At 49.9% G+C, this 25,548-nt stretch carries 18 protein-coding genes and 1 pseudogene; 1 reads left to right on the top strand and 18 read right to left on the bottom strand.

The window, feature by feature from the left end; all coding sequences use genetic code 11:
• Positions 1 to 34: 34 nt before the first annotated feature.
• The 18 genes and pseudogenes from KAI36_RS05105 to KAI36_RS05020 form a co-directional block, all read right to left on the bottom strand.
• A complete protein-coding gene (locus KAI36_RS05105) occupies positions 35 to 1,258 on the bottom strand; it encodes an NAD(P)/FAD-dependent oxidoreductase (RefSeq protein WP_220027138.1) in 1,224 nt (407 codons plus the stop codon).
• Positions 1,255 to 1,590: a (2Fe-2S)-binding protein gene (locus KAI36_RS05100; protein WP_023987257.1), complete on the bottom strand. Its 336-nt coding sequence runs from the start codon at positions 1,588 to 1,590 to the stop codon at positions 1,255 to 1,257. The genes KAI36_RS05105 and KAI36_RS05100 overlap by 4 nt, the downstream gene beginning before the upstream one ends.
• The gene (locus tag KAI36_RS05095) at positions 1,587 to 1,934 is read right to left on the bottom strand and encodes a (2Fe-2S)-binding protein (RefSeq protein WP_220027137.1); all 348 of its coding nucleotides are present in this window, start codon (positions 1,932 to 1,934) and stop codon (positions 1,587 to 1,589) included. The genes KAI36_RS05100 and KAI36_RS05095 overlap by 4 nt, the downstream gene beginning before the upstream one ends.
• The gene (locus tag KAI36_RS05090; protein WP_220027136.1) at positions 1,927 to 3,363 is read right to left on the bottom strand and encodes an aldehyde dehydrogenase family protein; all 1,437 of its coding nucleotides are present in this window, start codon (positions 3,361 to 3,363) and stop codon (positions 1,927 to 1,929) included. The genes KAI36_RS05095 and KAI36_RS05090 overlap by 8 nt, the downstream gene beginning before the upstream one ends.
• Before the next feature lie 15 nt (positions 3,364 to 3,378).
• Complete coding sequence (locus KAI36_RS05085) at positions 3,379 to 4,266, bottom strand: dihydrodipicolinate synthase family protein (protein ID WP_220027135.1); 888 nt, start codon at positions 4,264 to 4,266, stop codon at positions 3,379 to 3,381.
• A 63-nt stretch (positions 4,267 to 4,329) separates the two neighbouring features.
• Entirely contained in the window at positions 4,330 to 5,331 is a 1,002-nt protein-coding gene (locus KAI36_RS05080) for a proline racemase family protein (RefSeq protein ID WP_220027134.1), read from the bottom strand.
• Positions 5,328 to 6,536: an NAD(P)/FAD-dependent oxidoreductase gene (locus KAI36_RS05075; protein WP_220027133.1), complete on the bottom strand. Its 1,209-nt coding sequence runs from the start codon at positions 6,534 to 6,536 to the stop codon at positions 5,328 to 5,330. Before KAI36_RS05075 ends, KAI36_RS05080 begins: the two co-directional genes overlap by 4 nt.
• Positions 6,537 to 6,582: 46 nt before the next feature.
• On the bottom strand, positions 6,583 to 8,106 hold the full coding sequence (locus KAI36_RS05070; RefSeq protein ID WP_220027132.1) for an Ig domain-containing protein: 1,524 nt from the start codon (positions 8,104 to 8,106) through the stop codon (positions 6,583 to 6,585).
• A gap of 69 nt (positions 8,107 to 8,175) precedes the next feature.
• Positions 8,176 to 9,285 carry a M24 family metallopeptidase gene (locus KAI36_RS05065; protein ID WP_220027131.1) on the bottom strand — a complete coding sequence of 370 codons (1,110 nt, stop codon included), beginning with the start codon at positions 9,283 to 9,285 and terminating at the stop codon, positions 8,176 to 8,178.
• A gap of 167 nt (positions 9,286 to 9,452) precedes the next feature.
• A complete protein-coding gene (locus KAI36_RS05060) occupies positions 9,453 to 10,379 on the bottom strand; it encodes a carbohydrate ABC transporter permease (protein ID WP_190298712.1) in 927 nt (308 codons plus the stop codon).
• Positions 10,376 to 11,281: a carbohydrate ABC transporter permease gene (locus KAI36_RS05055; RefSeq protein WP_220027130.1), complete on the bottom strand. Its 906-nt coding sequence runs from the start codon at positions 11,279 to 11,281 to the stop codon at positions 10,376 to 10,378. Before KAI36_RS05055 ends, KAI36_RS05060 begins: the two co-directional genes overlap by 4 nt.
• A gap of 33 nt (positions 11,282 to 11,314) precedes the next feature.
• On the bottom strand, positions 11,315 to 12,670 hold the full coding sequence (locus tag KAI36_RS05050) for an ABC transporter substrate-binding protein (RefSeq protein WP_258296117.1): 1,356 nt from the start codon (positions 12,668 to 12,670) through the stop codon (positions 11,315 to 11,317).
• A 123-nt stretch (positions 12,671 to 12,793) separates the two neighbouring features.
• Positions 12,794 to 14,386 (bottom strand): response regulator, encoded by a 1,593-nt coding sequence (locus KAI36_RS05045; RefSeq protein WP_220027129.1) that lies wholly within the window; start codon positions 14,384 to 14,386, stop codon positions 12,794 to 12,796.
• A gap of 15 nt (positions 14,387 to 14,401) precedes the next feature.
• A complete protein-coding gene (locus KAI36_RS05040) occupies positions 14,402 to 16,228 on the bottom strand; it encodes a cache domain-containing sensor histidine kinase (RefSeq protein WP_220027128.1) in 1,827 nt (608 codons plus the stop codon).
• 13 nt (positions 16,229 to 16,241) lie between these two features.
• On the bottom strand, positions 16,242 to 17,540 hold the full coding sequence (gene melA, locus KAI36_RS05035; RefSeq protein WP_220027127.1) for an alpha-glucosidase/alpha-galactosidase: 1,299 nt from the start codon (positions 17,538 to 17,540) through the stop codon (positions 16,242 to 16,244).
• Positions 17,541 to 17,675: 135 nt separating this feature from the next.
• Positions 17,676 to 21,701: a DUF5695 domain-containing protein gene (locus tag KAI36_RS05030; RefSeq protein WP_220027126.1), complete on the bottom strand. Its 4,026-nt coding sequence runs from the start codon at positions 21,699 to 21,701 to the stop codon at positions 17,676 to 17,678.
• 790 nt (positions 21,702 to 22,491) lie between these two features.
• A pseudogene (locus tag KAI36_RS05025) lies at positions 22,492 to 23,232 on the bottom strand (SDR family oxidoreductase).
• Positions 23,233 to 23,278: 46 nt separating this feature from the next.
• Positions 23,279 to 24,412, bottom strand: a complete 1,134-nt coding sequence (locus KAI36_RS05020) for an NADH-dependent flavin oxidoreductase (RefSeq protein ID WP_220027125.1) — start codon at positions 24,410 to 24,412, stop codon at positions 23,279 to 23,281.
• Between the two features lie 176 nt (positions 24,413 to 24,588).
• Between KAI36_RS05020 and KAI36_RS05015 the strand changes: the two genes are divergently transcribed.
• Complete coding sequence (locus KAI36_RS05015; RefSeq protein ID WP_220027124.1) at positions 24,589 to 25,071, top strand: MerR family transcriptional regulator; 483 nt, start codon at positions 24,589 to 24,591, stop codon at positions 25,069 to 25,071.
• Positions 25,072 to 25,548 lie beyond the last annotated feature (477 nt).

Genomic DNA, 25,548 nt, shown 5'->3' with positions numbered 1-25,548 from the left:
ATGGAAAAAAACGCATAGCAAGCACAACGAGCCGTTACACGCCGCTGCCAGAGGTTTGCCCCCACTGCTGGTACAGCTGTGTTCTCGCCTCTGTAATGCCGGGATGAAACTGAATCAGCGCATGCTTCCGTGTAAAATGGACCTCACGGATCGCCTCCTGTACCCGCTGTTCCCCGCCAGCTCCGCCGAGTCCAGCGGCATGGAGCATGGAAGCGGCGGCTAATCGACCTTGGGCCATGGCGACCAGCCCGCTTTCGATGCCGGTAATATTGCCGGCAACGTACAGCCCTTTGAGCGAGGTTTCCATTCGCTCACCATGCAGTGGAACATGCCCGCCTAGCTCAGGGCTGTACACGAATTTGCACCCGGCTACCGCCGCCAGCTCGGCGAGCGGGTACAAGCCGCCGCTCAGCGCCACGAAGTCGGCGGGTTCGACGCGCTCGCTGCCGAGAATAGGCGAGCCGTCCGGTTTAACGTGAACCAGGGTCACGGATTCGACCCGGTCCTGCCCGTTGACGGACAGCACTGCTGTCCGCAACCGGATCGGGATATCCCACAGACGGAAGCCTCTGTGGGGATAGCAGCACGCTATGAGTTTCTCCATCCGCATCGCAGCTGCCAGCCTGCCGCCTGCACGCATCCAGGCGGCAGGAGCAAGCCCTGACAGCTGAAGCAGCAGCTTCGCGGAGGCTGTCGGATCTGCCGCCGCACCAGCTAGCGGATTAGCGCACGGCAGTGTAATCGCCGCCACGTTCACTCCGGCGACGGACAGCTCGCGAGCAATCGCCATAGACAATACGTTCATGCCTACTATGATGCCGCGTTCTCCCGGCTTAACGTAATGAACGTTGGTCATTACCTGCGCGGCCCCGATGGACATTACGCCAGGCAGCGTCCAGCCATCCAGCGGAACGGGAATTTCGGCAGCTCCAGTCGCTAGCAATACGTAAACCGCAGTGAACAAACCACAGGAAGTGGAAATTTCCCACGTTGTTGTATATTCCATACCATGTACGGAAACGCCGCAGCGAATGTCCACCCCAAGTTCCCTGCAACGGGTAATCAGCTCATCCGAAACGTGTTTTCCAACCCACCAGCCTTGACTGCCTTCCTCATGATATTGCCCGGGCATGCGTCCACCCGGCTCTGTAAACTCATCCAGTACCGTGACTGGCAATCCTTGCTCAGCAGCCGATACCGCTGCGGACAATCCGGAGGGACCCGCCCCAATGACGATGAGATGCGCCATTTCATTCATGTCACAATTCTCCCTGTGATTTCATTCGAAAGCTGCCGTCCGGTTTCCACCACCATGCCTTCCTCCAGCTTGGTCAGGCAGGAACGGACGGTACCGAACGGATGAACCGTCAGGCGGCATTCGTTACAATGCCCAATGGCGCAGTATACACCTCTGGCCGTACCGGATTCTTCATGCCTTCTCAGCAAACGGACGCCGCTGGCCAGCAGTGCTGCTGCCAATGGCTCTCCGGCCAATCCCTGCATGGGACGACCGTCAAAAATAAAAGATACCTGCCGCCGTTCCGGCTTGGGTCCCAAAATAGGATGATTTACAATACGCATGCGGCTCATAAAGAACCTCCCTCTGCCAGCTGCCCGAACGTTACGGGACGTACGGGAGGCCTTTGTGATAACAGCTCCGCCTCCCGGCGGGCAGCAGGATACTGATTGTAAAACCATGACTCCACCAATTGTCGGCATACCCTGCCCTGACATGCCCCCATCGTCACCCGCGTAGCCATTTTAAGCTGGCGCACGGTGTCCACGCCCATGAGGCAAGCCTGTTCCAACTGTGCAATACTCACTTCTTCACAGCGACATACGAGCAATGAATCTGCCGCGTCATGTTTCCTGAGCTGCCCGTTCTGCACATCCGTCCCAACCGTCTCACTTCGTCCCGTCGCCCGCTTACTCATAGCTAATCGCGCAGGTTTTAATTGCTGAATAAAAATCCAGCGCCGCCTGACCCTGTTCCCGGGTATGTGAACTGGATTGCTTCAGACCGCCGAACGGAGCCTGGTATTCAACACCAGCCGTCTCCTGATTAACCCGGACCATACCGGCGTTCGCCTCATCCAGAAACCGGTGAGCCAGCCGCAAATCGCGGGTGAATAGAGACGCGCTTAATCCATAAATAGAATCATTGCACAGTCGAATCGCATCCTCGAAGTCGTCCGCCTGCACTACCCCCATCACAGGTCCAAAAATCTCCTCCTGAATCAAAGAATGGGACGAATTTAGTCCAGTCGCCACCAATGGGCGCACATAATACCCGTTCTCCGTCCCGGCGGTGGCTCCACCTTCGGCCAAAATGTGAGCTTCCCGGCGGGCGAGTGATACATAGGACATGACCTTCTCATACTGACCTGCGGATGCCACAGGTCCAAGATACGCACTGGGGTCAAGCGCCGGAGCGATCTGTATTTTTTCCACCGCTTGGCGTAAGGCTTCCGTGAACGTCTCATAGACAGACTGTTCCACAATCACTCGACTGGTGGCCGTGCATTTTTGCCCGGCTGAACGGAAGGCTCCGCTAACAATCATCGCCACCGCCTGTGTTACATCCGCGTCCTTCAGCACAATGGCGGCATTTTTACCACCCATCTCGGTCTGGTACTTCATGTTACGGCGCGCGCATCGCTCGGCAATGCCCAAACCTGTAGCAGTAGAACCCGTGAAGCTGACCGCATCCAGTACCGGATGCTCCAGTAAGGCATCGCCAATACGGTTACCTTGCCCAATGACTAAGTTCAGTACGCCGGGCGGAAGCTGCACCGCCTCGAATAGCTCGGCGACCCGCACTGCAGTTAATGAAGCATGTTCGGCAGGCTTCCAGATGACCGTGTTTCCGCACAAGAGTGCAGGGGCGATTTTCCATAGCGGAATAGCTACCGGAAAATTCCACGGCGTAATGACTGCCGTTACCCCCAGCGGAATGCGCTTCGTGTATTGGAGCACTCCCGGCTCATTCGAAGGAATGACCGTACCGATGGAACGTACGCCCTCTGCCGCATAGTACCGGAGCAGATGGACACCTCGCATGACCTCTCCGCGCATCTCGGTAATCGGCTTGCCCATCTCACGGCTAGCCAGCTCAGCCAATTCAGGTAATGCTGCCTCTAGTAACCCGGCTGCTTTGAACAGATAAGCTCCCCGAGCTGCGGGACTTAAAGCGGCCCAGCCCGCCTGAGCCAGCCGTGCCGCATCCCCGACCTGTGTAATATCGCCCGTTTCTGAAAAATGGACGACTCCGACCTCCTCCTTCAAGGACGAAGGATTGTGAACCACCATTTCCTCGCCTGAAGGGTTCAGCCACTCACCGCCGATCCAATTTCGGCTCTCCATCGTCTTCACCTCCATTCAGGATGAAACACCGCTCGGACGAACTGCCACCTCAAAAGCTTCGCGAATCCGGTCATAATCCGCCTGCGGCAGCGCAAGTCTGGGCGGACGTGTCGGACCGACCGGAAATCCAGCCAGCTCCATCATATATTTGATGGACTGTACCAATTGCGGGCTGGCATCATAGTGGAACAGCGGCAGCAGCCTGCGATACAACGTGGACGCTTCCGCCATATTTCCCTCCTGCGCAAGTCGGAACAGCTCTACCCCTTCCTTGGGCAGCGCATTAGGCACCCCCGAAATCCAGCCTGTCGCGCCGAATAATGCCCCCTCCATCGCCAGATTATCCACTCCGACCATGACCTCCAGCTCTGTCTGATCCAAAATAGCGTGAATACGCCGTACATCACCGGAAAATTCCTTGACTGCTACGATATTTTCAATTCGCGACAAGTCCGCAAGAATATCTGGAGTCAAGTCAACCTTGTAATCATGGGGGTTGTTATACGCAATGATCGGCAAGCCCACCTCCGATAATGCTTCATAATGGGCCGTTACCTCGTGCGGCAGTGGATTATAATTAATGGGCGGCAGTGCCATGACACCCGCAGCCCCGGCATCCTTCGCATGCTGAATCCAATGCACCGCCTGTTTGGTGGACGGAGCCGCCGAGCCGACAACAACCGGGACACGCCCTGCCGCAACGTCAATTACGGTATGCACAACCTGCGACCGTTCCTCCGGGGACAAAGCCGCGTATTCTCCCAGCGATCCCGTAGGAACCAGTCCGCTAATGCCGCTTGCGATCAGATGCTCGCACAGCTCGGTCAGACGCTTATGGTCTACCTCCAGCTCTGCCGTGAACGGTGTAACCAAGGCCACATATACACCTTCAAAACGTGCCATATGCTCACCAACCCTTTCCCATCTTTATTTTCATATTCAGCATTCGGGAATGATGCAAAATGCTCACATCAGCAAAAAACCTTCTTTAAGCGGGTCCTCGGGGTCCAACACAAATTGATGATGTCCCGTCACCCAAGCCGAGCCTGTAATTTGTGGAATGACTGCCGGATAAGGACCTATCTGCGTCTCGCCCACGATTTCAGCCCGAAACATGGAGCCTGTGATGCTTTCATGTACAAACGGCTCATTTAAGCCCAGTTTTCCCTTGGCGTGCAGCACCGCTACCTTGGCTGAGGTTCCTGTGCCACAAGGAGAACGATCGATACCTCCCGGTGGGATGACGACGACATTGCGGCAATCGGCCTGTGGAGCCACAGGCTCCCCGTAAAATTCAATATGCGTCAACCCTTGAATAACCGGATTTTCAGGATGTACTACCTCAACAACAGCATTCACTGCCTCCCGAATCTGCACCGCTGTTCGTACAATTTTCGCCCCATTGCTCTGCTCCAGTGCAAGACCGATGGAAGCCGCCTCTACAATGCCGTAAAAGTTGCCTCCATACGCAATATCCAGCGTGACTTGACCGATGCCCTCTACCTGAACCTCCACCTCACGGCGGTACACAAAAGAAGGGATGTTTGTGAATGTTACTTGTCGCACCTTGCCCGCATCCACCTCCAGCCGCACTTGAACCGGGCCTGCCGGAGTGTCCAGCAATATCGATTTTTTATCCGCAGCAATCAGCCCGCCTTCCATCAGCGCCGTACATACTCCAATCGTATCGTGACCGCACATCGGTAAATAGCCGCCAGTCTCTATAAAGACCACACCGATATCTGCATCTGGATGACAAGGTTCTGTTAAAATGCAGCCCGACATCACCTCATGCCCTCGCGGCTCGAACATCAGCAAACGGCGAAAATCATCATGATGTGCTGCCATATAAGTCATTTTTTCCAGTATCGTATGACCTACCAGCTTAGGCGCGCCGTGAATGACCGTTCGCGTCGGATTGCCTCCCGTATGGGTATCAATGGTAGTAATTCTGCCCAGTACACTCATCCGGTTACCTCCCCGTGAACCTCGTGGCTGGTAAAAGCCTCCCCAAATCGGTCATATCGCAGCAGCTCCACCGGAATACAAGTGGATTCACCTCGTACCATTTCGGTCACCAGCTTACCCGTAACCGCCGCAAGACTAATGCCATCCCCCTCATGGCCAGAAGCGATAAACAACCCCGGTACTTCGTCCACCGCTGATACAATTGGCAAATGATCAGGTGTCCATGGACGCAAGCCGGTATATGCCCGCATCAGCGATACATTGGCTAAAGCAGGAAAAAAACGAATGGCTCTGCGGGCGATTAAGCGAATCACCTGCTGATCGACACGTGTGTCCATACCGACGAACTGACGGCTGCTGCCGATCAGAATGTTTTGGGATGCGGTTGGCTCGAATACCAGCGCTACACCGTATTTTTCATAAAGCTCATCCACACTCCGCTGACCTCCAAACTTGCTCATCAGATAGCCGAACTCCATTACCTTGCGGTTCCCAATGGAAGGCATTCGGGCAGACACCAGTATATGTCCTTTGCGCGGCATAATCGGAAGGTCCAAACCGAGTGAATGACCGATGCTGCGTGTCCACACACCTGCCGCCAACACAACTGCCCCAGCACGGATAACGCCATTGGTTGTCTCTACCCCGCGGACGTTTCCCTCTTCGTCCTTAAGGACAGATTGTATCGGTGTGCGGGGCAGTAGCCTCGCTCCCATCCGACGCGCGGCCTCGGCCAGTGCATACGTCATCAACACCGGATTCACAGTGGAATCTGTCGCACACTCCAGCCCGCCCGGCAAATCTTTCGCTAAATGCGGCCATTCCTCTCGCAAATCCTGATGATCCAGCATGCGAAACGGAAGTCCTTCCTGCTGCTGGCGGGCTACCCACTGCTCAGCCGCTTGCATCTCCTGATCGTTTTCACAGACCAGAATACTGCCAGGCGCACGATACTCAAACTCATCCTCCAGTTCTCTAGCCAGCTCTGCCACCAGCTCCTGCGATACCAACGACATTCGACTGTCAAAACCGGGCTCTTTATCAATTGCCAATATATTTCCATCACAACGGGACGAAGTGCCTCCAGCAATCTCCCCTCGCTCAGCCAGCACGACCTTCATACCGGACTTAGCTGCATAATAAGCGATGGCTGTACCGATGATTCCGCCGCCTACAATGACCAGATCCGCGGCATCATGTTTCATTCGCTTCCCTCCCTTCGACCGTTTTAATCTGTTTGTGAGGTATTATTTACAGCTTGAGCGTAAAGCTTTGTGTCACAGGCTTGCTCAGCTCATCATAATCCCGTAACTGTACGGTGAACGTATACGTCTTGTTGCCTGCTCCGCTGCCTGCTGTTCCGCTAATCGTTCCTGTAAAGCGGTCCAGTGTGAACCCTGCGGGCAGTTGACCGCCTGTCACCGTCCAATCGTAAAACGGAACGCCTCCCTTGGCCTCCAGCTTGGCCGTGTACGCTTTGCCTTTGACGGGTGCTGGCAATTCCTTCGTCATGATTTCTGGCGCGAGGAAAGGAGTCAGGTCCTTACGCAGCGGCCAGCCTGCTTTTTCTGCTACCAGCAGCGAAAGCTTCGTGTTCATCCAGCGCCGGGTCGGGAACAGATGGCGCCAGCCTCCATTTTGACCGCTCAATCGGTCGACTTCTGCAAGCTCTCCGGAGAGATGATAGCTGTCGTCCAATGCAGCCGGTCTGTGCTGATAAGCCATAATATCCGGGTCATTGCCCGCCGCTTCCTTCAACGCTTTGACACCCGGGAATGTGTCGCTGAACACAATCGCATGACCGAATTCATGCATGATCAGCCCATGCACATCCGTCACCTTGGACAGATCGGATTGATACCATTCTTCATCGTCCACGGATGTGAATGGAATCGCATCATCATAGAAATCCAGAATCAAACTATAGGAACGGTTCAGGTTCCCCGGGACGGTCACACCGTTACGTGTATGATAATTGCCGTTCGTGGCTGGAAAGCCCGTAGAATAGGGCCCGTTTAGCCCTCTCATAAACACCCACATGCCTTTGTAGGGCTTATCATTTGTCACCTGTATTTCATTTTGCCAGTCGTCTCCTGGCAGATGGTTTACCTCCGCGTTGGCAGGAACCTCATCGAAAGGAGCCAGATCAAAGAAATAGAACCAGTCCTTTACCGCCAGCTCTGCGGCTTTTTTGGTAGCCGCATCATTGAAATAAGGCTTGATCGTATCGAAGCGGTAATCAAAATGGAGAGGGACTGTGGGCTCTTTATTATCGTCCTGATCCAACACGCGAATCGGAATGGACTGAGTAGTCGTGTGACCATCATTTCCGGCAACGGACATAGACAGCGTATAGTTCTCTATTTCACCGTTTCCTCCAATCCGGTCAGGATGGATGGCTAACCGAAAATCTTTTTCCTCCTGTGCATTGGCAAAAGTCAGCGTTTTGCTTGCACCTTGCGCCGACAACGTACTAGGCAAATCCATCATCAGCCGGGACGTGCCCTGCGCATTTAACGTAACCGTTAACGGAAAAGCGGCATTCGCTGGCGGCTTCACTTTTAGCTTCACATACGGGTTCGCCAGATATCCTTGCCAATCAACCAGATCTATACCATAATCGTTCACCGTCCGACTAAAGATGTCGATGACTTTTACATCCGACTCCGCCTCGGCATAAGCCTGTTGACCCGGAATAGCTGGTGTCAAAGCCACAATGAGAGAAGCCGCCAGCGCAGTCAGCCATATTTTGGTGTGTCTTTTATGCGTGTTCATTTGATCCCCTCCATCTCATTTTTGAATGACTTGCAAACTATGGATAGTTACCTATAACGCCACTGCGTTTTATAATAAAAGCAGCTCCTTAGGCGAAGTGGTCAGTACCTTGACACCGTCATCTGTGATCAGCACATCGTCCTCAATCCGAACCCCGCCGAAACCTGGAATATAAATGCCCGGTTCCACGGTAATAACATGACCCGGTACGAGCACCGACTTACTTTCGCGGGACAGCCGTACCTGCTCATGAATCTCGAGACCAAAGCCGTGGCCCAGCCCGTGACCGAACTGCTCCCCATAGCCGTAAGAGGCAATCACATCCCGCCCCAGACTGTCTCCCTCCCGACCGCTTAAACCGGGGCGAAGCCCTGCAATCGTCTTCATATTTGCCTCCAGCACAATGGCATACAATTTCTCATGTCGTTCTGAGGGCTGGCCTACGAATACGGTACGCGTGATATCGGATAGATAACCACGCACATTTGCGCCAAAATCCATTGTGACGAACTCGTTCTGACCAATTTCCTTGTCACTGGCCAGTCCGTGCGGCAGCGCCGAACGCTCACCTGAAGCGACAATGAACGCAAAACCGCCTGATTCCGCGCCTGCGAGCCGAAGCTGATATTCCAGTTCCGCCGCAATCCGCCGCTCTGTAACTCCAGGCTGAATATAATTCAGCACCTCCGTGAAGGCGGCATCGGTAATACGCGCAGCTTCGCTAATGATGCGAATCTCTTCTTCGTCTTTCACATCGCGCAGCCGTTCAATGACATCCTCCGTTTGTACGTACTCCAACGAGCCCAGCGCGGCTTGAAGCTGTCCCGACTGTTGAAGTGAGACATGCCTGCTCTCCAAACCCAGTCTGTGGACACCCAATTTACTTGTGAGATCGGCCACGGTTTGGAAGATTTGCGCCTCATGCCGAATAACTGAATATTCCACTGCCTGATCTGTTGCCTGCATCATATAGCGGAAATCCGTCACTAAAAAAGTCTCTTCCTGCGTAACAAGCGCAATTCCAGCCGAGCCTGTAAACCCGGTCATATATCTTCGATTAGGCCCATGTGTAATAAGCAGTGCATCTATCCCTAGAGCCGGGAATTCCGAGCGTAACCGGGCCAGTCTGCCAGGAACACCCTGTAACGGTTTTGTCTTTTGACTCTCTTCCTCTTTCACTCGTACGCCTCCTTATTCCACATCTCTTTTCAGGGCATATGCCTTAGAACACACTCTCCACTTGCTTTTGAACACATGTATGCTCTTCTCGTTGCCGCTTTTCCCGTAAGTCCTGCACCCAATTCTCCGTCTCTTTTTCAAGCACACCAGCGCGTCTCAGCTTCCTTTTAGCCTTTAATCCCTGTCAATGTGATGCCTTCGATAAAATAGCGTTGACCGATAAAAAATATCAGGACGATGGGAGCCAAAATCGTGCTGGAAGCCGCCATCAGGTAAGGCCAGTTGGTATTGTTCAATCCCCGAAAAGTCGCTAGCCCCAGCGCTAGCGTAAAATGCTTTTCGTCACTTAAGTAAATAATCGGGCCCAAAAAATCATTCCACACATCAATAAATGTAAATATTCCGATCACGATCAACGCAGGCGAAGATAAAGGAATAATGACGCGCCATAGTACAGTCAGAGGCGTACCTCCGTCCATATAAGCCGCTTCGTCCAAATCGCGTGGAATCGTCAGCATGAATTGTCGCATCAAAAAGATGTTAAACGCCCCTCCACCGAACCATGCAGGAACAATCAGCGGCAGAAATGTATTCAGACCGCCCAGCTCACGCCACATCACGAAAGTGGGAATTAGCGTCACCGCGTAAGGCAGCATCATCGACCCGATCAGCAGGGAAAAAATCAGATTACGTCCAGGCCAGCGTAGGCGGGCAAAGGTAAACGCCGATACAATCGAGGTCAACATCACTCCTGCCAGCACACATACCTCAATCATGAACGTATTCATAAAATACCTGCCGAACGGTACTGAAGTCAGCGCTTCGGGGTAATTGCTCCATTGAAAAGGAGAGGGTATCCACTCTGGCGGGAACACGAAAATTTGCGATGTCCCCATCAGAGAACTGCGAATGAGCCATGCAAATGGCAACAGCATTAAAACACTACCTATAATTAAAACGACATACAGTACAACACGGCTGATTGGGAATGGTTTGGAACGGGTGGCGGTAGCAGGACTTCGGGAGCGTTCAGGCTGTGGAAGCGGATGTTGCGGTGTTTCTGAAGGATTGACAGAAGAAGTGACCTGATTCATGAACGTTCCCCTCCTTCATAGTGGACCCACTTTTTGGATGTGGAGAAAATCAGAACCGTTAGGACCATAATGACGAAAAATAAGATCCAGGCCAGCGCTGAGGCGTAGCCGATTTTAGTCTCCGTAAAGGCCGTACGCCACAAGTAGAACACATAGAACAGGGTTGAATTGTTAGGTCCCCCGTTGGTCATAACATACGCCTGATTGAATGCCTGAAAGGTGCTGATTAAAGACATGACCAGATTGAAGAAAATGGTTGGTGTCATTGAAGGAACGGTAATGTGAAAAAATTTATGCCACCTATTGCCGCCGTCTACCTCAGCTGCTTCATACAGATGGGTGGGAACCGACTGAAGTCCCGCCAAAAAGATAATGACCGTGTTCCCGATTCCCCAGGTGCTCATCATGATCAGCGAGGGTATTGCAGTGTTCTCGTCATAAATCCATTTGCTCCCCGGCAGTCCAACGCTCTCCAACAGCGAATTTAACAGACCAAAATCCGGGTTGAACATCCACAGCCACAGCATCGTGTTGGCAATACTCGGTACAATGGTAGGTAAATAATAAATCGTACGGAACACCGACAAACCCTTCACCTTTTGATTTAATAACAGTGCAATGATAAAAGCTGCCGCCAAGCCTAGAGGTACGCTACCCAGTGCATAATATGTGGTCACGAACATGGATTGGGAAAAGGTAGCATCCTCGGTCAAAATGGTTCGGTAATTGTCCAATCCGATAAAGGTCATCTGTCCACCAATCGTCCAATCGGTTAAGCTGAATACGAACGAGGCCGCGATCGGTCCAATTGTAAATATCATTAATCCGAGGATGGCAGGAAGCGCGAATAGCAGACCCCAGTTTCGCTCCATACGCATCATTCCTGATTTTGGTCGCTTCATGGGCCGTTCTCCTTTCGCAGCTGTCCCGCCGCATTATTCATCCGGGTATACTCCTTGAAGCAATGGCTGAATGATAGGTTCCAGTTCATCCAGCGCCTGCTGCGGCGTCTTCTTGTTCGTCCAGATCAGATCCAGCCCTGGAGTCAGCTTGGAACCGATATCAGGCCAGTTGCGAAGGGTCGAAGTTGATGGCTTGATCGCATAATCTCTGGCATACTCAATGCCAGCCTTTTGAAATTCCGGTGGATGTGCGGCATTATTTGTCCATGACTGGATGGCCTGCTCATCGGTATAATATTTTTCCTCAATAGGCATCCAAAGACCGGACTTGAACAAATCCACCTTTTCGGGATTGTTATGGTACAAATAAAATTCGAGCGCTTCCTTCGGGTGCTTGGTGCTCTGGAAAATGACCGTGGCTCCCGCAACAATCATCGTTTTGGGCTCTTTTAGCTTCGGCAGAACGCCGATACTCCATTGCAGCTGCTTGTTGTTCGAAAAATCGAGCAGGGACCATGTCCCGTCCACCACCATAGCGACCTTTCTTGTCTGAAGCCGAATCGTATTGGACGGCATGTCCTGCTGCTGGATCAAATCAGGAGAAACATGTTCCTTGAAAACCAGATCCTGCAACTTCTGAAAAACCTCCACCGACTCAGGACTGTTCAGGGTGTACTTCTTGCCCGTTTTGTCAGTCAAACCTCCACCGTTGCTCGCTAAAAGCGGCCCCCAGGAGCTGCGGTCATTGCCGAAGGCAAAGCCGTATTGCACAATATTTTTCGGATCAAATCCACTGTCTCCCGGATGCTTGCCGTTCTGATCCTTGGTCAGCTTTTTGGCAATTTCCAGAAATCCATCCCATGTCCACGCTTTTTGAGGATCAGCCGGAGGGACGGGTACCCCTGCTTCTGTAAACAACTCCTTGTTGTAAAATAACTGCATCACTTCCAATGCGGTGTAATTTCCAATAGACTTGCCGGGTTCGCTGTAGAGATAGGAGGATTTGAGCTTGTTTTTTAATTCGGGATATTCGTCATAATAAGAGGATAAATCCAGGAGTCTGCCTTCACTTGCCCATTTCATCGTGAGGGAATCGCCCAGGTAGGCGATATCAGGAAGCTGATTGGCAGCCATTAACGTGTTAATTTTCGTCGTGTAGTCACCAGGGACATGCTCGCCTTTCACCCGGATGTTCGGGTGGGAAGCATTAAAGCTTTGAATCATTTTTTCCATCGCCTGCTTCTCATCATTGCTTCCCCAGTACATGAACTTGAGTTCGACCGCATTAGGATTAGCCGGTTCGCCAGCGTTACCACTGCAAGCCGTCAGCCCTGTCAACATCGCCGTCATCACGAGAGCCATCCATGTCCGTAACCTTCGTTTCAGCAAATCAACCGGCCCCTTCCTGAACTGGTTTCTCCTTACAAGCCTATTATGCGCCGAGAGCCCAGAGCCGACCACCCAACGACTCCAGACTCTCTTTGTTTTGGTATGATTTTTTTAACAGCGCGTTTACAAAAATGTTTTACGAAACTCCGTCGGGGTCAGTCCGGTATGCTTTTTAAAGGCAATGCTAAAATAGTTCGTATCTGTGAATCCCACAACCTCCGCTACCTCCGCCACCTTGCGATTCGGGTCCAGCAGCAGTTCTCGGGCTCGCTCAAAGCGAACACGCGTCTGGTAATCGGCGAAGCTTTCACCTGTAACTTGCTTGAAACGGGCACTCAAATACTTGGGGCTCATATTCATGTACTCTGCAAGACGGTTCAGCCCGCCATCCTCCTGAAGATGCTCTCGAATCCATTCCTTGGCCCGTTGGAATTTGCGTGGAATCCCCTTCTCGCGTGATTCTCGAACATGACGACCCACCCGGACAAAATAGCGCGATACATAATCAATCATCTCGGGCCCATGTCGTAATCGTGAAAGCTCCAACAACGGGTCCTGCTCCTGCATGGACGTTTGTCCTACAGATGCATCACTCTGAACGATCCGCATGACGAACAGCACGAGCTGAGTGACAATCATTTTCACCTGCTTGACGGGCAACCCTGCCAACTGTCCTGACCATTCCTGTAAAATCGCATGTACGGCAGCATCATTGCCTGCTCGAATTTCCGTAATCATTAGCAGTTCCTTCTCCAGTAATTGACTGCTGTTCGGCTCGGCCGCCTGAATGCTCTCATAGGGGATGATCTGGCTATAGCCCACCCACCCCCGATGTTCCGCCGCTTGCACAGCTTCCTCATACGCTTCGGGAAGTTGCTCCATCCGTTGTACGGGACGGCTAATCCCGATAGACACGCCCTGGCTCAATCGTTCCTGCACGACCTGCCGAATCTGCTGTGCCGTCCGCTCCGCCGCCCTGCAAGATGCCGTCGCCAGCAGCACAACACGCCGATCGCGGGAAACCGCCGCACCATGTGCCTTCGCCCCGGCTGCTGCCGCTGCCTCCCCAGCTAGTCCGGCGAATACATGGCTGCTTTTATGCATGGAACCGTGTGGCTTGCTAGTGGCGGTTGCCTCCTGCTGCGACGCCTCCTCCAGCTCGCAGCACAGCACGGTATAAGGCGGCCCACTCGTCTCACTGAAAAATCCCAGCCCGTCCATCTCCCGAATAACCTCGGCTGCAGGACGCCGCTGCTGGAGCAAATCCAGCAGTAGATGCTCCCTGTACAATGGCTCCAATGAACGATGGCGGTGAATGGCTTCCTCCTCGCTTCTTCGCCATTGCGCAATGCGATCCTCTGCCCGGCTCAATGCCGCTTCGAAATCCTCGCTGGTCACCGGCTTGAGCAAATAATCGACCGCTTGAAGCGAGACTGCCTGACGAATATATGTCATAGATTCGTACCCTGTCAGGAATAATAACGGGGTCTGCTGATCCTTTTCCCGAATGGTTTTTGCTACGTCCAGTCCACTCATATCCGGTAAATTAATATCCAGTAAAATCATGTCCGGTCGCTGCTCCGTATACAAACGTAATGCCGTCGCGCCGTCCTCCGCCACATCACTGACTTCCACTGACAGGCCACTTTCCGCCACCATCAGCTTCAGTCCTTCCCGAATATGATATTCGTCGTCCACAATCAGCAGCCGGTACATGCCTTCTCCCCTTTCTTATTCGGTTCGAATGGGTGCCAGTAAGGTAACCGAGGTGTACTGACCCGGCTCGCTTGTCACGGACAGTCCATATTGCGGACCATAATGCCGAAGACGTTCATGCACATTGCGCAGCCCAAAGCCAATAGCACTCCCCCGTTCTGCATCTAGCGACTTCCGGATATCGTTCAGACGTTCGACTCCAATACCGCCCCCATCATCACTGACCGTCAAACGCAACATATCCCCTTCCCTTGTACCGGATAACATGATATAGCCACGGTCGGTACGCCCTTTTAAGCCGTGGTAAATGGCATTTTCAACGAGCGGCTGGAGGATTAGTTTCGGTACATAAAATCCGCAAATATCCTCCTCTACCTCGCAAATCCACTCGAACGAATTCCTAAACCTGAACTGCTGCACCTTCACATAGGCGCTTACATGCTCGACTTCCTGTCCCAAACTGATTTGCTCTCGGCCATAACTTAGCGAAATACGAAAGCATTTACCGAAGGCACCGATTACCTCTGCCATATCCCGTTGCCCATTCGCCAAGGCCATTCCTTTCAGTGATTCTAGCGTGTTGTACAAAAAATGCGGATTAATCTGCGCCTGAAGCGCGCGGAACTCAGCCTGCTTACGCGACAGCAACGCTTCGTAGACCTGACCGTACAGTTCATGATTTTTTTGCATCATATGAAGAAAACGCTCCCCGATCTGCCCTACCTCATCCTTAGGATTAAAAACAACGGAAGTAGGAGCTTCGAAGGCTTGGGCTGAGCCTGTAGCACTCACACTCCCATCGACCGCCATTAATCGGCTCAATTGAAGCAGGGGGCGACGAATCGTGTCACTCAGCCGATAAGACAGCATCCAGCCCAGCATCAGTGCAATCAAAAAAGTCCAAATGGTCCAGGCACCAATTTTCCGCGCATCCTCGAACAGCACGGACTGATCGACTTTTTGCAGCAGCGTCCATTGTCCTTCATTTAACGGGCCGTAAGAGATCATCGTCTGGCGGCCGTTCCATGTTCTCCAATCCTTCGTAAGCACGGGCCTATCCACAGCCGATTTGGCAATCTGCCGCAATAGCGCTTGATCCGCAACCCCCTGCTCCGGCAATCGGTATACAGGCTCGCCCTCCTGATCCAGCACCCACATCTGGGTATTGCCGTCTGTTTCATGAAAAGCAAGCCCCCGAAACAGACTGGCCTTGTCGATTTCCAGCAGCAAAAATCCGAGGGCTGCATAATCTCCAGTCGTTTTTCGGAGCAGTTTCCCCACATAGATGCGATCCTCCGCCATTCCGCGTCCGGATTCAAACGGCGAATGAGCCATCCACATCATGGGCCGCTCGGCCAGCAGGCGGCGATAGTACACACGTGCTTCCTCTAATGTAGGAAGGCCGCCAAAACGGACCGAAACATTCCCCTGATAGAGAGAATGCTTGAGCCCGCCATTGGCGGCATATATGAGAGAGGACGTGATATACGGCTTGGTCTGGGTTTGCGTACGGACAACCATACTGAGTGTTTCATCGTTCCGTAAATATTCATAATCATCTTCCGGCTTGGTCTCCAGTGTAGACTGCACATCAGGATTGCTGAGAATGGCATTGGTTAGATCATTCAAATCGGAGAGCGTCGCATTGACGTAATTTTCACTCATTTGCCGGGACTGCATAGCCAGTGCTTCCGACTTCTCACCAAGGGAATGGGCCGCGATCCGGTAAAAGGTAAAAGTCAGCACCACCATCGGAATGACGGTGAGTACCAGCGTCAGTACAATGAATTTCCCACGAATTGTAGGAATCCCGGCGAACTTTTGACGACCACGGCCTCCCATTCATCTGCCTCCCTTACACATAGGCTGGGAGCCACGCCCCGTGCGCTGCAATCAGGTCATCACACAGAGAAACGATATCATCCATGGACAGCTCTGCGGACGTGTGCGGGTCCAACATAGCAGCATGATAAATGTGCTCCTTTTTCCCGGTGATTGCAGCTTCAATCGTTAACAGCTGGGTATTAATATTCGTCCGGTTCAGCGCAGCGCATTGGGGTGGCAAATCCCCGACAAAGGTTGGCGTAACCCCGCTACGATTCACCAGACAAGGTACCTCCACACAGGCTTCCTTCGGCAGATTGGTAATTAAGCCTGTGTTCATCACATTGCCGCCAATGGCAAAAGGCTGATTCGTTTCGATCGCCTCAAATATATAAGAGGCATACTCGTTTGACCGTTCATGACGCAGATCCTGATTACCCAAAAGCTCTTCACGCATCGTTTCCCATCGTTCAATCTGGCTCACACAGCGGCGCGGGTATTCATCCAAAGGAATATTGAAGCGCTCGATCAGCTCAGGGTATGCCCGTTTGATAAAATACGGATGATACTCCGCATTATGCTCGGACGACTCCGTAATGTAATAGCCGAATTTTAGCATCATTTCAAAGCGCACCATATCATGATGCTTTTCCTGTTGCTTAGCGGCGGCTCGTTTTTTAATCTCAGGATACAAATCCACACCGTCCTTGCTCACTTCGAGCAGCCACGCCATATGATTGATGCCTGCGATTTTTGCCTTTACACCTTCCTGCTCCAGCCCGAGGCTTTTAAACAGTTCCGGTATACACGCCTGCACGCTATGACATAGCCCTACCGTACGGACACCGCCATAAACGTTCATCACATTCGTTAGCACTGCCATCGGATTCGTGTAGTTGAGAAACCATGCATCTGGGCACACTTCGCGCACATCTGCCGCAAAATCGAGCATCACCGGAATCGTGCGTAAATTGCGGAAAATACCGCCAATGCCGACCGTATCGGCAATCGTTTGGCGCAGGCCGTATTTTTTAGGAATTTCAAAATCCGTAATTGTACACGGATCATAGCCGCCCACCTGGATGGCATTTACCACATAGGTCGCCCCACGCAACGCTTCCTTGCGGTCAGTATAAGAGCGAATCACACAGGTGCTCCCTGTTGTTTTTTTCAAATTGGATAAAATATTTTCTGAATCTTTCAGCCTTACGGGGTCAATATCGAACAACGCCAGTTCAAAGCCCTGCAAAGCAGGCGTCAACATACAATCGCCAAGCACATTTTTAGCAAATACCGTACTCCCTGCACCCAGAAATGTAATCTTGCTCATACTTTTTCCCCCATTCACCTTTTTGTTCGCGGTTTTGCACCTCAAATGCAAGGATACCCACCGCCACTCTCCCCTTTATAGGAGGAAAGTGACGATGGGAAAGGTTAGTCATGACTATGCGTTGTTGCCTCCCATTCAGGATACCCCCGCTGATTTAACGGAGCTGATAGGCCGAGGCGGTAAGGCAGATGTTACCGGGGATGTCGTAGTTGGCGGGGTTACTGAAGTTTCCGGGCTAACTGGTGTTACCGATGGAGCCGCAGCCCCTGCCTCAATCACGGTTACCTTCGCAATTGCCTTTAACTCTGTCCCTTCTACTTTACCCTTCAACTCAAACAAACCTGGAGCAGCATATTGTGCAGGGTCTATATCCTCCCATTCCACAGCCACCCATTTGGTGGAGCCTTCTCCATACGTAGCTTCCACTACGCTTGGCAGTTCCGGTTTTTCACCCGCACGAGTCGTCACGTTTACTTCTTTTAGCGCGGTGATTTTCTCAGTTGCCGCCAGATTCTGTGCTGTACCGGAGGCCAGACCTGCCACCTCGGTTGCATTCAAAGCACGGCTATAGATACGGAATTCATCCACCAGACCATTGAAGTACGGATCAGGGTACTGAGATTTGCCGATAAAATTATTTTTGGTCTGACCCAGACTGGTAGGATTCAAGGTCAGGTTGGTATTGCGTCCCACTTCTTTTCCATCCACGTACAAAATACCTGTGGAACCCGAAAGCGTGACCGCAACATGCTTCCATACGCCTGTCGGCAGTACAGGGCCTTCAATCGTCTGCTCCTGTCCCTGCCCGTTGCCTTGGTTGGTAATAGCAAACAGCATGGTATTTCCTGCTTTAGGCGTCAGGAACATATATTCATTCGTCCCGGAGCCGAAGTCAAAAATCCGCACATAATCGCTCAGGCTGTTCGCTTTGACCCAGCCGGATACGGTCAATTGCTGTGTCCGACTGACAATACCCGCCGGAAGCTGCACATAGCTGTCCTTGCCGTTCAGGCTGACAGCATTGCCTGTTTTACCCGCAGCCCATGCAGCCGTTCCCTTCACGGCAGCATCATTGCCACTGTCCGATGAATCCGCAACTACAGAACCGCTTGTTTCATCAAACTTGTAAACTGCAAGCTGTTCAAGTAACGGAGCCGCCGGTTCAGCTACCACCGTTACTTTAGCCTCAGCTGACAACTGAGAATCGCTGGCTGTCAGCTTGAACACATACGTTCCTGGCTCGGAAACGTCCACCTTCGTGCGCAGCGATGTTTTGTTACTGAATGTGACCTTCGCGTCCTGTGGTCCTTCGACCAGACTCCACTCGCTCGTCACCTTTCCTTGCGGAAGCCCATCATCCGTAGCCGTGCCTTTCAGAATGATCTGATCCGGCAGCTTCACCTTCGAAGCTTTACCAGCATCTACGACAGGCGCCTTGTTCGGATCAGGTGTGGTCGGTGTCAGCTCTACCGTATAGGAGGATGCTGTACCAATCTCCAATTTAAGTTTGTTGGTGGTCGCATACGCATTAAACTTTCCTTGCGATTGACCGCCCACTTTAACCAGATACGTTCCTTTCTTCAAACCGTCAAATGTAACGTACGTGGAATGGGCTTGGCCCGGCGTTTGATTTTTCAGTTGGAGCCATACGTAATCCTTGGATGTTGCCAACTTGGCTTCTGTATATTGGTCCTTTTCCAGCTCGATATACAGCTTTTCCGTGATCAGATTGACCCGCTTGAACAGGCCGTCCAGTGGCTTGATCGTATACACGTTGCCGCTTTTGCTCACCTCTGCACCGTAGCCCGTCAATCCGAAAATAGGATCAATCGCGATATCAGCACTTAATGTTTTGAGCGCACCGAACAATCCGAGATCAGCCTCACCGCTCATGCCGCGCCAGCCGTTAAAGAGCGGAACATTTTTACCGCCGCCAGTGCCGTTCGTGCCGTTATTGCCTTTTTCCGCTTGATACGTCCATGCGACCGCCCCGATGTTTTCAGGGTCCGAGCTGATTTGCCCGGAGTTAATCGCTCCAACATTGGCAATTTTAGCTGCATAGGACAACCGTTGTTGTTCCTCACGGTGATTGTCCTCATGATGGCGAATCCAGTCATCCATCGCATATCCAGCAAGCGAAGTCGTGTACTGGAAGTTAAACCAGTTCTCCCCGGTAATCGTCACCGGATCGGTGTAGTAGTACCATACGGGCATGTGACCGCGTGCTGCACGGGTTTTGGCATTAATTTTACTCATCATTTCCAGGGCTTTACTTTGCTCGCCCTCTGTATCTATATTCTGCTTGGCTAACGTATATACAGCCTCTTCCCCTGTATTGTCATAGCTATATTCAGAACCGTAAGGATACTTTGTATTTTTAAAATTGTTATATTTACGATCCATTTTTTCCTTGAGATCATTCGCTTCATCATCATAGCCTTCATCATGAAGTGCCTGAATAATATCCGGTGTGGTCAGTTCGCCCATCAAACCTGTTTCCCAGTTGTACGCGACTGGCCCTTCATACAATGCTTTGAAAATGTTATACGCCCGCAGCAAATAGGTTTCCTTTGGATGCTTGTAAGTGACAAGATCCGGGTATTCATTGGCAATCTTATACATGCTGAAATACGTGTTGTATACGTGTGGATACGCATACCCTCGATAGGTCGGTGTATCATTAGGCTCTGGCATCAAGAAATCATGAATTAAATAATCCTCATGATGTCCGTTCATCAGATTTGTCCAGATCGCCGTCTCCAAATAATCGTCTACTGCCCGCACCTCTTTGGCGACTGGAGACAGTGTGTTTTTCTCAGCCAGGAACTGTCCGTGGGTCAGACCCCAATCGTCTCCCCAGCCCCAATAGCCGTTGAAAATGTTGCGTTTGGATTTGGTGTGCATCATCCAATCGTCAAATACCTTGTCGCGCAGATCACCCGGTACGTTCCATTGGGTTTTGTCGACCATAAATGTAGCATGCCGTTGCAACGCCTGATCAATCGGCTCGATGGCATAGAACTGTAACACCGTTTTGTTGCCGTTGCCGTATTCTACCGTTATGAAGTTCGGGCCCAGCTTAGTAAATTTCAGTTCATAAATGTAATGTCCTCCGGCCTTGCTATCCGTCTGCGGAATAACGGTTCCGTCTGGATAGGTTACTTTGCTGATCGCCTGCTTGGAGCGCAGGTCCACCTTCGCTTTTTGATTCGTAGGCACGATCATGCCGGGTACGACTGTTGTATCCACCAAGTTTTCTTGGTACAACGTATCTTTTACATCATGCTCGTCCTTCACCGCCAGAAACTTGAAGCCATAGTTTTTGCTTTGACCAGGATTCAGGATCAGGCTTGTATTGGGCAAATACCCCCGATTGGTGGACTTGATGACATTGGAATGAATATAAAATACATTGAGTCCTTCCAGCCATTTGCCTTCGTTGGCCGGGTTCCAGGCCCATTTACTGCCCGGATGCTCCTCATCCCGCCAGTGATCCTGATACTCAAAGCCCGCACCCGTTGTGGAATCAGGAATCAGCAGCAGGGAAGAACCAATGCCGCTGGGACGCCCAGCTGTAATATAGGAGCTGTTATTGCCGACAAAGGAATGCGTCACCACTCTAGTTTCGTAGATCGCATCACCGTTGGTCCACTGCTCATTAAAAGGCAGAGGCAAACCGAAATCGCCAATCTCCAATTTTTTTCCACTTGTATTCTGCACCTGTATATTCCACAGCACCGAACCATTCGACTCTGCCGAATACGTTTCAATGACTTTAAAATTGCGTATGCCTTCTGCATTAGTAGAATTCTCGTACGTGACAGTGACACGGTTACCACTGGTTGTGATCTTACGTGCGTCTGCCGACTTGTTCGTCCATGCCTTCGTCCAGCTGCCTCCATCCAATCGGTACGTGAACATCAACTCTCCTAGCCATTGATGATCTGCGGTGTTCTGCTCAGGTGTAACCGTTGCGTTCATCACGTACTCTGTCGGGAAAGCATCTCCTTTGATACGTATTGATGAAATTTCTCCATGCTCGCCTGTCTGAATCGTCAGCTTGTCATTAGATAGTTCATGGGCCTCTGCCGTATGCGTCCCAAACAACACAGACGCTGTGGTTAAAAACAAAAATGCCGCCAATATTCCCTTAAATTTCATCAACACGGCCTCCTTTTGGATCTCGGGGTCCTGATTTGCTTGCCAATCACCTGAAGTCTCTTCATTTCGCCGCAACCTCCTTGGAAATGTAAGCGTTACAACTCTATTGTACAAATCCTTGTCCATTGGTAAAATCAACATTTTCAACCGATTTATATAGGATTTCAACCTAATAGGGGGATACTGTTAGATCGGCAATCAACCAAGCTACGACAGATTTATCTGAATTAAGATTACAGATGATGGAGAGACAGGAAATTTAGATAGAGAGCAAGGTAAGACTTTCAAGATACATCGGGGTTTGAACAAATCATACAAACGGACACTATAAAATCGAGAATTTATTTTGAGTTGCTGTAGTGGGGAATTGATACGTTGGGTTTTCTAGATGCGAGGGTATTTATTAAGATAGATTCGCTCCTAAGGTAGAATTTGGAGTCTGCGTATGTAAAGAATTTTTGGGATAGGGTATGGGGAAAAATCTGCTGAAAGCATCTATCGACTGAGCTGATTCCAATGGTATGCTTTGTATTGGTCAAGCCCCATTTTGTAGACAATGAAAAAAGCCCTATTAACTGTAACTGAACTTTGAAAATTTCCAGACCACCACTTTATCATTGAACTATCGTGTCCCGTTAGTTGAACGAGAGATGAGTTAGTTTTTAGAAAAAGGTGAAGGCTAACAAATCATATCTATCCATAGCAAGAGGCATGTAAACCGTACAAATATAAATACTGCCCCAAAATCTATTTTTAGGGCAGTATCGACAAATCACATGATTTTTCTATTTTATAGTTCTTGAATTGTTGGACGAATAATCATCTCATTAATTGCTACATCGGCTGGCTGCTCAATTGCAAATGCTATGGCACGAGCAATGTTAGAAGGCTCGATAGCAATTTTCATATCCTTCATTAATTGCAGTTTTTAACTCTGAGTTTGAAATTGCTGCTGTTAATTCTGTATCAATCGATCCTGGCGAGACAATAGTCGTTCGAATATTGTTGATACACTCTTCTCTACGAAGGCCTTCTGTAATGGCACGCACAGCAAACTTTGTACCACTATAAACTGAACTAGCAGGGAATACTAAGTGCCCTGCTATAGAGGAAACGTTAATGATATGCCCTTCTCTTCTTTCTCTCATGGATGGAAGAACGGCAGCAATACCATAAAGTGCACCCTTTATGTTAACATCCCCATCAAATCCCATTCTTTGATTTTCTTCTTATGAACAGGGGATAACGGCATGACTCCTGCATTATTGACCATTACGTCTATTTTTCCAAACTCTTTAAGCGCATAATCCGCTAACTCTTCCATCTGCTCATGTGAGGAAACATCCGTCACTTTATAAACAGCTTGCCCGCCATTATTTTGAATTGCTTCTTGCAGCTTTTGCAAACGATCTTCACGACGAGCGGCCAGTACCAGCTTCGCACCTTTAGAGGCAAGTTCTTTTGCAGTCGCTTCTCCAATTCCACTTGAGGCACCTGTAATAATGACAACCTTATCTTGAATATTTGACATATAATTCACATCCTTTCTTGATGAAAACGTGATAACGATAAAAATGTTATTCTTCGATATGAAACCATGGACCTGAAGCTTGGATGACACCCCAAAGTTTTTCCGGAAGCTCAAGTTCACTAACTTTTGAAGCCTTTATCGCTGTTTGGATTTCAGACTCTTGTCCACTTTGAACCTTTTCTACCCAGTCTGGATTCATGATTAACGTATGACCAATAGCCGCTAAGGACAGCCCCTTATCTAAAGCCGTTACAACGTCATCCGGAGTGTGCATAGCACCAGCTGCCATTACAGGCAATCTGCCATTTACATGTTCTACAATTAATTCAAGATATGTTTTTTCATCCTGACTATCGAACGGCTTTAACGAGAGCGCATTTACGAGTGAAGCATGCACATAATCAACACCTTCTTCAATCAGGTGATCAATTAATGTATAGGTATCTTTCATTCGCAGACCACCTTCAATTGGTTCATCAGGAGAAAGCCTGTAACCCAATATAAACGGTTTTGTTGCAAATTTTTGAATCACATTTTTCATTTCTTGAACAACCGCCAACGGAAAACGCAAGCGATTTTCTAAAGAACCTCCCCATTGATCCTCACGTCTGTTGAAGAATGGAGAAAAGAAGTTTTGCAGCAAAAATCCATGTGCACCATGAATTTCAACGCCATCAAATCCTGCTTCAATGGCTCGTCTTGTTGTTTCTCCAAATGCACGAATTACTTCCATGATCTCATCATGTGAAAGTGCTCTTGGCAAAACGGAAGGAGCAAATGCCGTAGCTTCAGTCTGTACAGCACTGGAACTTACCACATCTCCATTTGGAGTTAAGGTCGGAAGTGCTTTGTTGCCTGCGTGGAAAACTTGAAGTACCACAGGAGCTCCTCCACTTTTCGCCGCATCGGCTAATTTTCGTAAACTTGGAATAAATGTATCGTCATAGCCTGCAAATTCATGCGTAAAACCTATACCGCTTGGTTGGACATGCGTACAGCCTGTTATAACCAAACCTACACCGTTCACTCTTTTTTTATAATAATTTACTTCTTCATCTGAAATCGTGTAATCGTCATTACTGGCCCAAGTGGTCATAGGCGCCATAATGACTCGATTTCTAAGGGCGATTCCATTTTTGAGTGTAAAGGATTCAAATAGTTTGTTATATTTTGCGTTCATTTTCTAACCTCTTTCTAGTTATTCATTTATAAACTGTAGTAATTGTTGTCTTAAGTTAAAGCGTTTATTCGCATTCCCAAAGGAGATTACCAGTTGATGAGCGCTCACAACATTGGTACAATGACATCATAAAGTATTCGAGTAACTCGAAGTCAATAGCAAGGAGGTTCGAAATTTTGAATCAGACATTACATGAACCAAAATATACGGTAAAAGATGTATCTGAAATAACTGGCCTTACAAAACATACGATCCGTTACTATGATGACCAACAATTAATACCTTTCGTTTCGAGAGACGGCAGAAACAATCGCTTATTCTCTGAACATGATCTGGATTGGTTGCGAATGGTGCATTGCTTTCGTATTTCAGGATTGCCGATTTCAGAAGTCAAACATTACATTGCTATGTGTTTGCAAGGTGATGAGACGATTCCTGAAAGGGCTGAACTTGTTGCAAAACAAGAAAAAGAACTGGAAGCGAAGATCCATGAGTACAACCTTCAATTAATGCACATAAAAGAGAAGAAGGCTTACTACGAAAGTGTCTTGGCTGGTCAATTGGACGATACTTGGAATCCAGTTAACAATAACCCAGAATGTGGAGAAAAGTACGATATACCGGAACATATCAAATCAGCGTCAAAAGTTCATGCTTGACCTTAGAAGATAGTCTACGGCTTCGAGTTCACTCGAAGTCAATTTTTTTGTCTATTTAATTTTGACGGATATTGCACCAATCTGCCTGTTACTTCAATGAAAGAGGGAGCATTTGCCGCGGCAGTGTGCTCCCTGTTCTAAATTCAACTATCGTTTTCCGTTAGTTGAACCCCGAATTAAGTTTTGCTTACATTCCGTAAAAGTATTTCCCTTCCCTTTACTAGTTTCGTTATATTTTGAACCTTTTTATGCTTTTAGACGCTTTTAGACGCTTTTAGACGCTTTTAGAGTCGTGTATGAAAACTAATGACGGAATGGCAGTAACATGAACACCATCGGTTTTTGCATAACGTTTAATCATTTTGGCTAGTTCATTTTGCTGCTTAGTGATTATTTCAGATATTGGGTCCTTCCCGTTCCGTCATTCTTTATAGTTCGATTATAGTCCATATGTATCTGTTAAATAGGTGGTAGTGA

The organism is Paenibacillus sp. S02 (assembly GCF_019454065.1).
Lineage (GTDB): Bacteria > Bacillota > Bacilli > Paenibacillales > Paenibacillaceae > Paenibacillus > Paenibacillus polymyxa_B.
The sequence above is the reverse complement of the archived record's forward strand: the minus strand, read 5'-3'. Positions and strand labels throughout refer to the sequence as shown.

Excerpts from the sequence above, each read along its gene's own strand:
- KAI36_RS05080 (WP_220027134.1), bottom strand. The coding sequence starts at position 5,331 with ATGAGTGTACTGGGCAGAATTACTACCATTGATACCCATACGGGAGGC.
- KAI36_RS05085 (WP_220027135.1), bottom strand. The coding sequence starts at position 4,266 with ATGGCACGTTTTGAAGGTGTATATGTGGCCTTGGTTACACCGTTCACG.
- KAI36_RS05040 (WP_220027128.1), bottom strand. The coding sequence starts at position 16,228 with ATGGGAGGCCGTGGTCGTCAAAAGTTCGCCGGGATTCCTACAATTCGT.
- KAI36_RS05060 (WP_190298712.1), bottom strand. The coding sequence starts at position 10,379 with ATGAATCAGGTCACTTCTTCTGTCAATCCTTCAGAAACACCGCAACAT.
- KAI36_RS05045 (WP_220027129.1), bottom strand. The coding sequence starts at position 14,386 with ATGTACCGGCTGCTGATTGTGGACGACGAATATCATATTCGGGAAGGA.
- melA (WP_220027127.1), bottom strand. The coding sequence starts at position 17,540 with ATGAGCAAGATTACATTTCTGGGTGCAGGGAGTACGGTATTTGCTAAA.
- KAI36_RS05100 (WP_023987257.1), bottom strand. The coding sequence starts at position 1,590 with ATGAGCCGCATGCGTATTGTAAATCATCCTATTTTGGGACCCAAGCCG.
- KAI36_RS05030 (WP_220027126.1), bottom strand. The coding sequence starts at position 21,701 with ATGAAATTTAAGGGAATATTGGCGGCATTTTTGTTTTTAACCACAGCG.
- KAI36_RS05095 (WP_220027137.1), bottom strand. The coding sequence starts at position 1,934 with ATGAGTAAGCGGGCGACGGGACGAAGTGAGACGGTTGGGACGGATGTG.
- KAI36_RS05020 (WP_220027125.1), bottom strand. The coding sequence starts at position 24,412 with ATGAACGCAAAATATAACAAACTATTTGAATCCTTTACACTCAAAAAT.
- KAI36_RS05075 (WP_220027133.1), bottom strand. The coding sequence starts at position 6,536 with ATGAAACATGATGCCGCGGATCTGGTCATTGTAGGCGGCGGAATCATC.
- KAI36_RS05070 (WP_220027132.1), bottom strand. The coding sequence starts at position 8,106 with ATGAACACGCATAAAAGACACACCAAAATATGGCTGACTGCGCTGGCG.
- KAI36_RS05090 (WP_220027136.1), bottom strand. The coding sequence starts at position 3,363 with ATGGAGAGCCGAAATTGGATCGGCGGTGAGTGGCTGAACCCTTCAGGC.
- KAI36_RS05105 (WP_220027138.1), bottom strand. The coding sequence starts at position 1,258 with ATGAATGAAATGGCGCATCTCATCGTCATTGGGGCGGGTCCCTCCGGA.
- KAI36_RS05055 (WP_220027130.1), bottom strand. The coding sequence starts at position 11,281 with ATGAAGCGACCAAAATCAGGAATGATGCGTATGGAGCGAAACTGGGGT.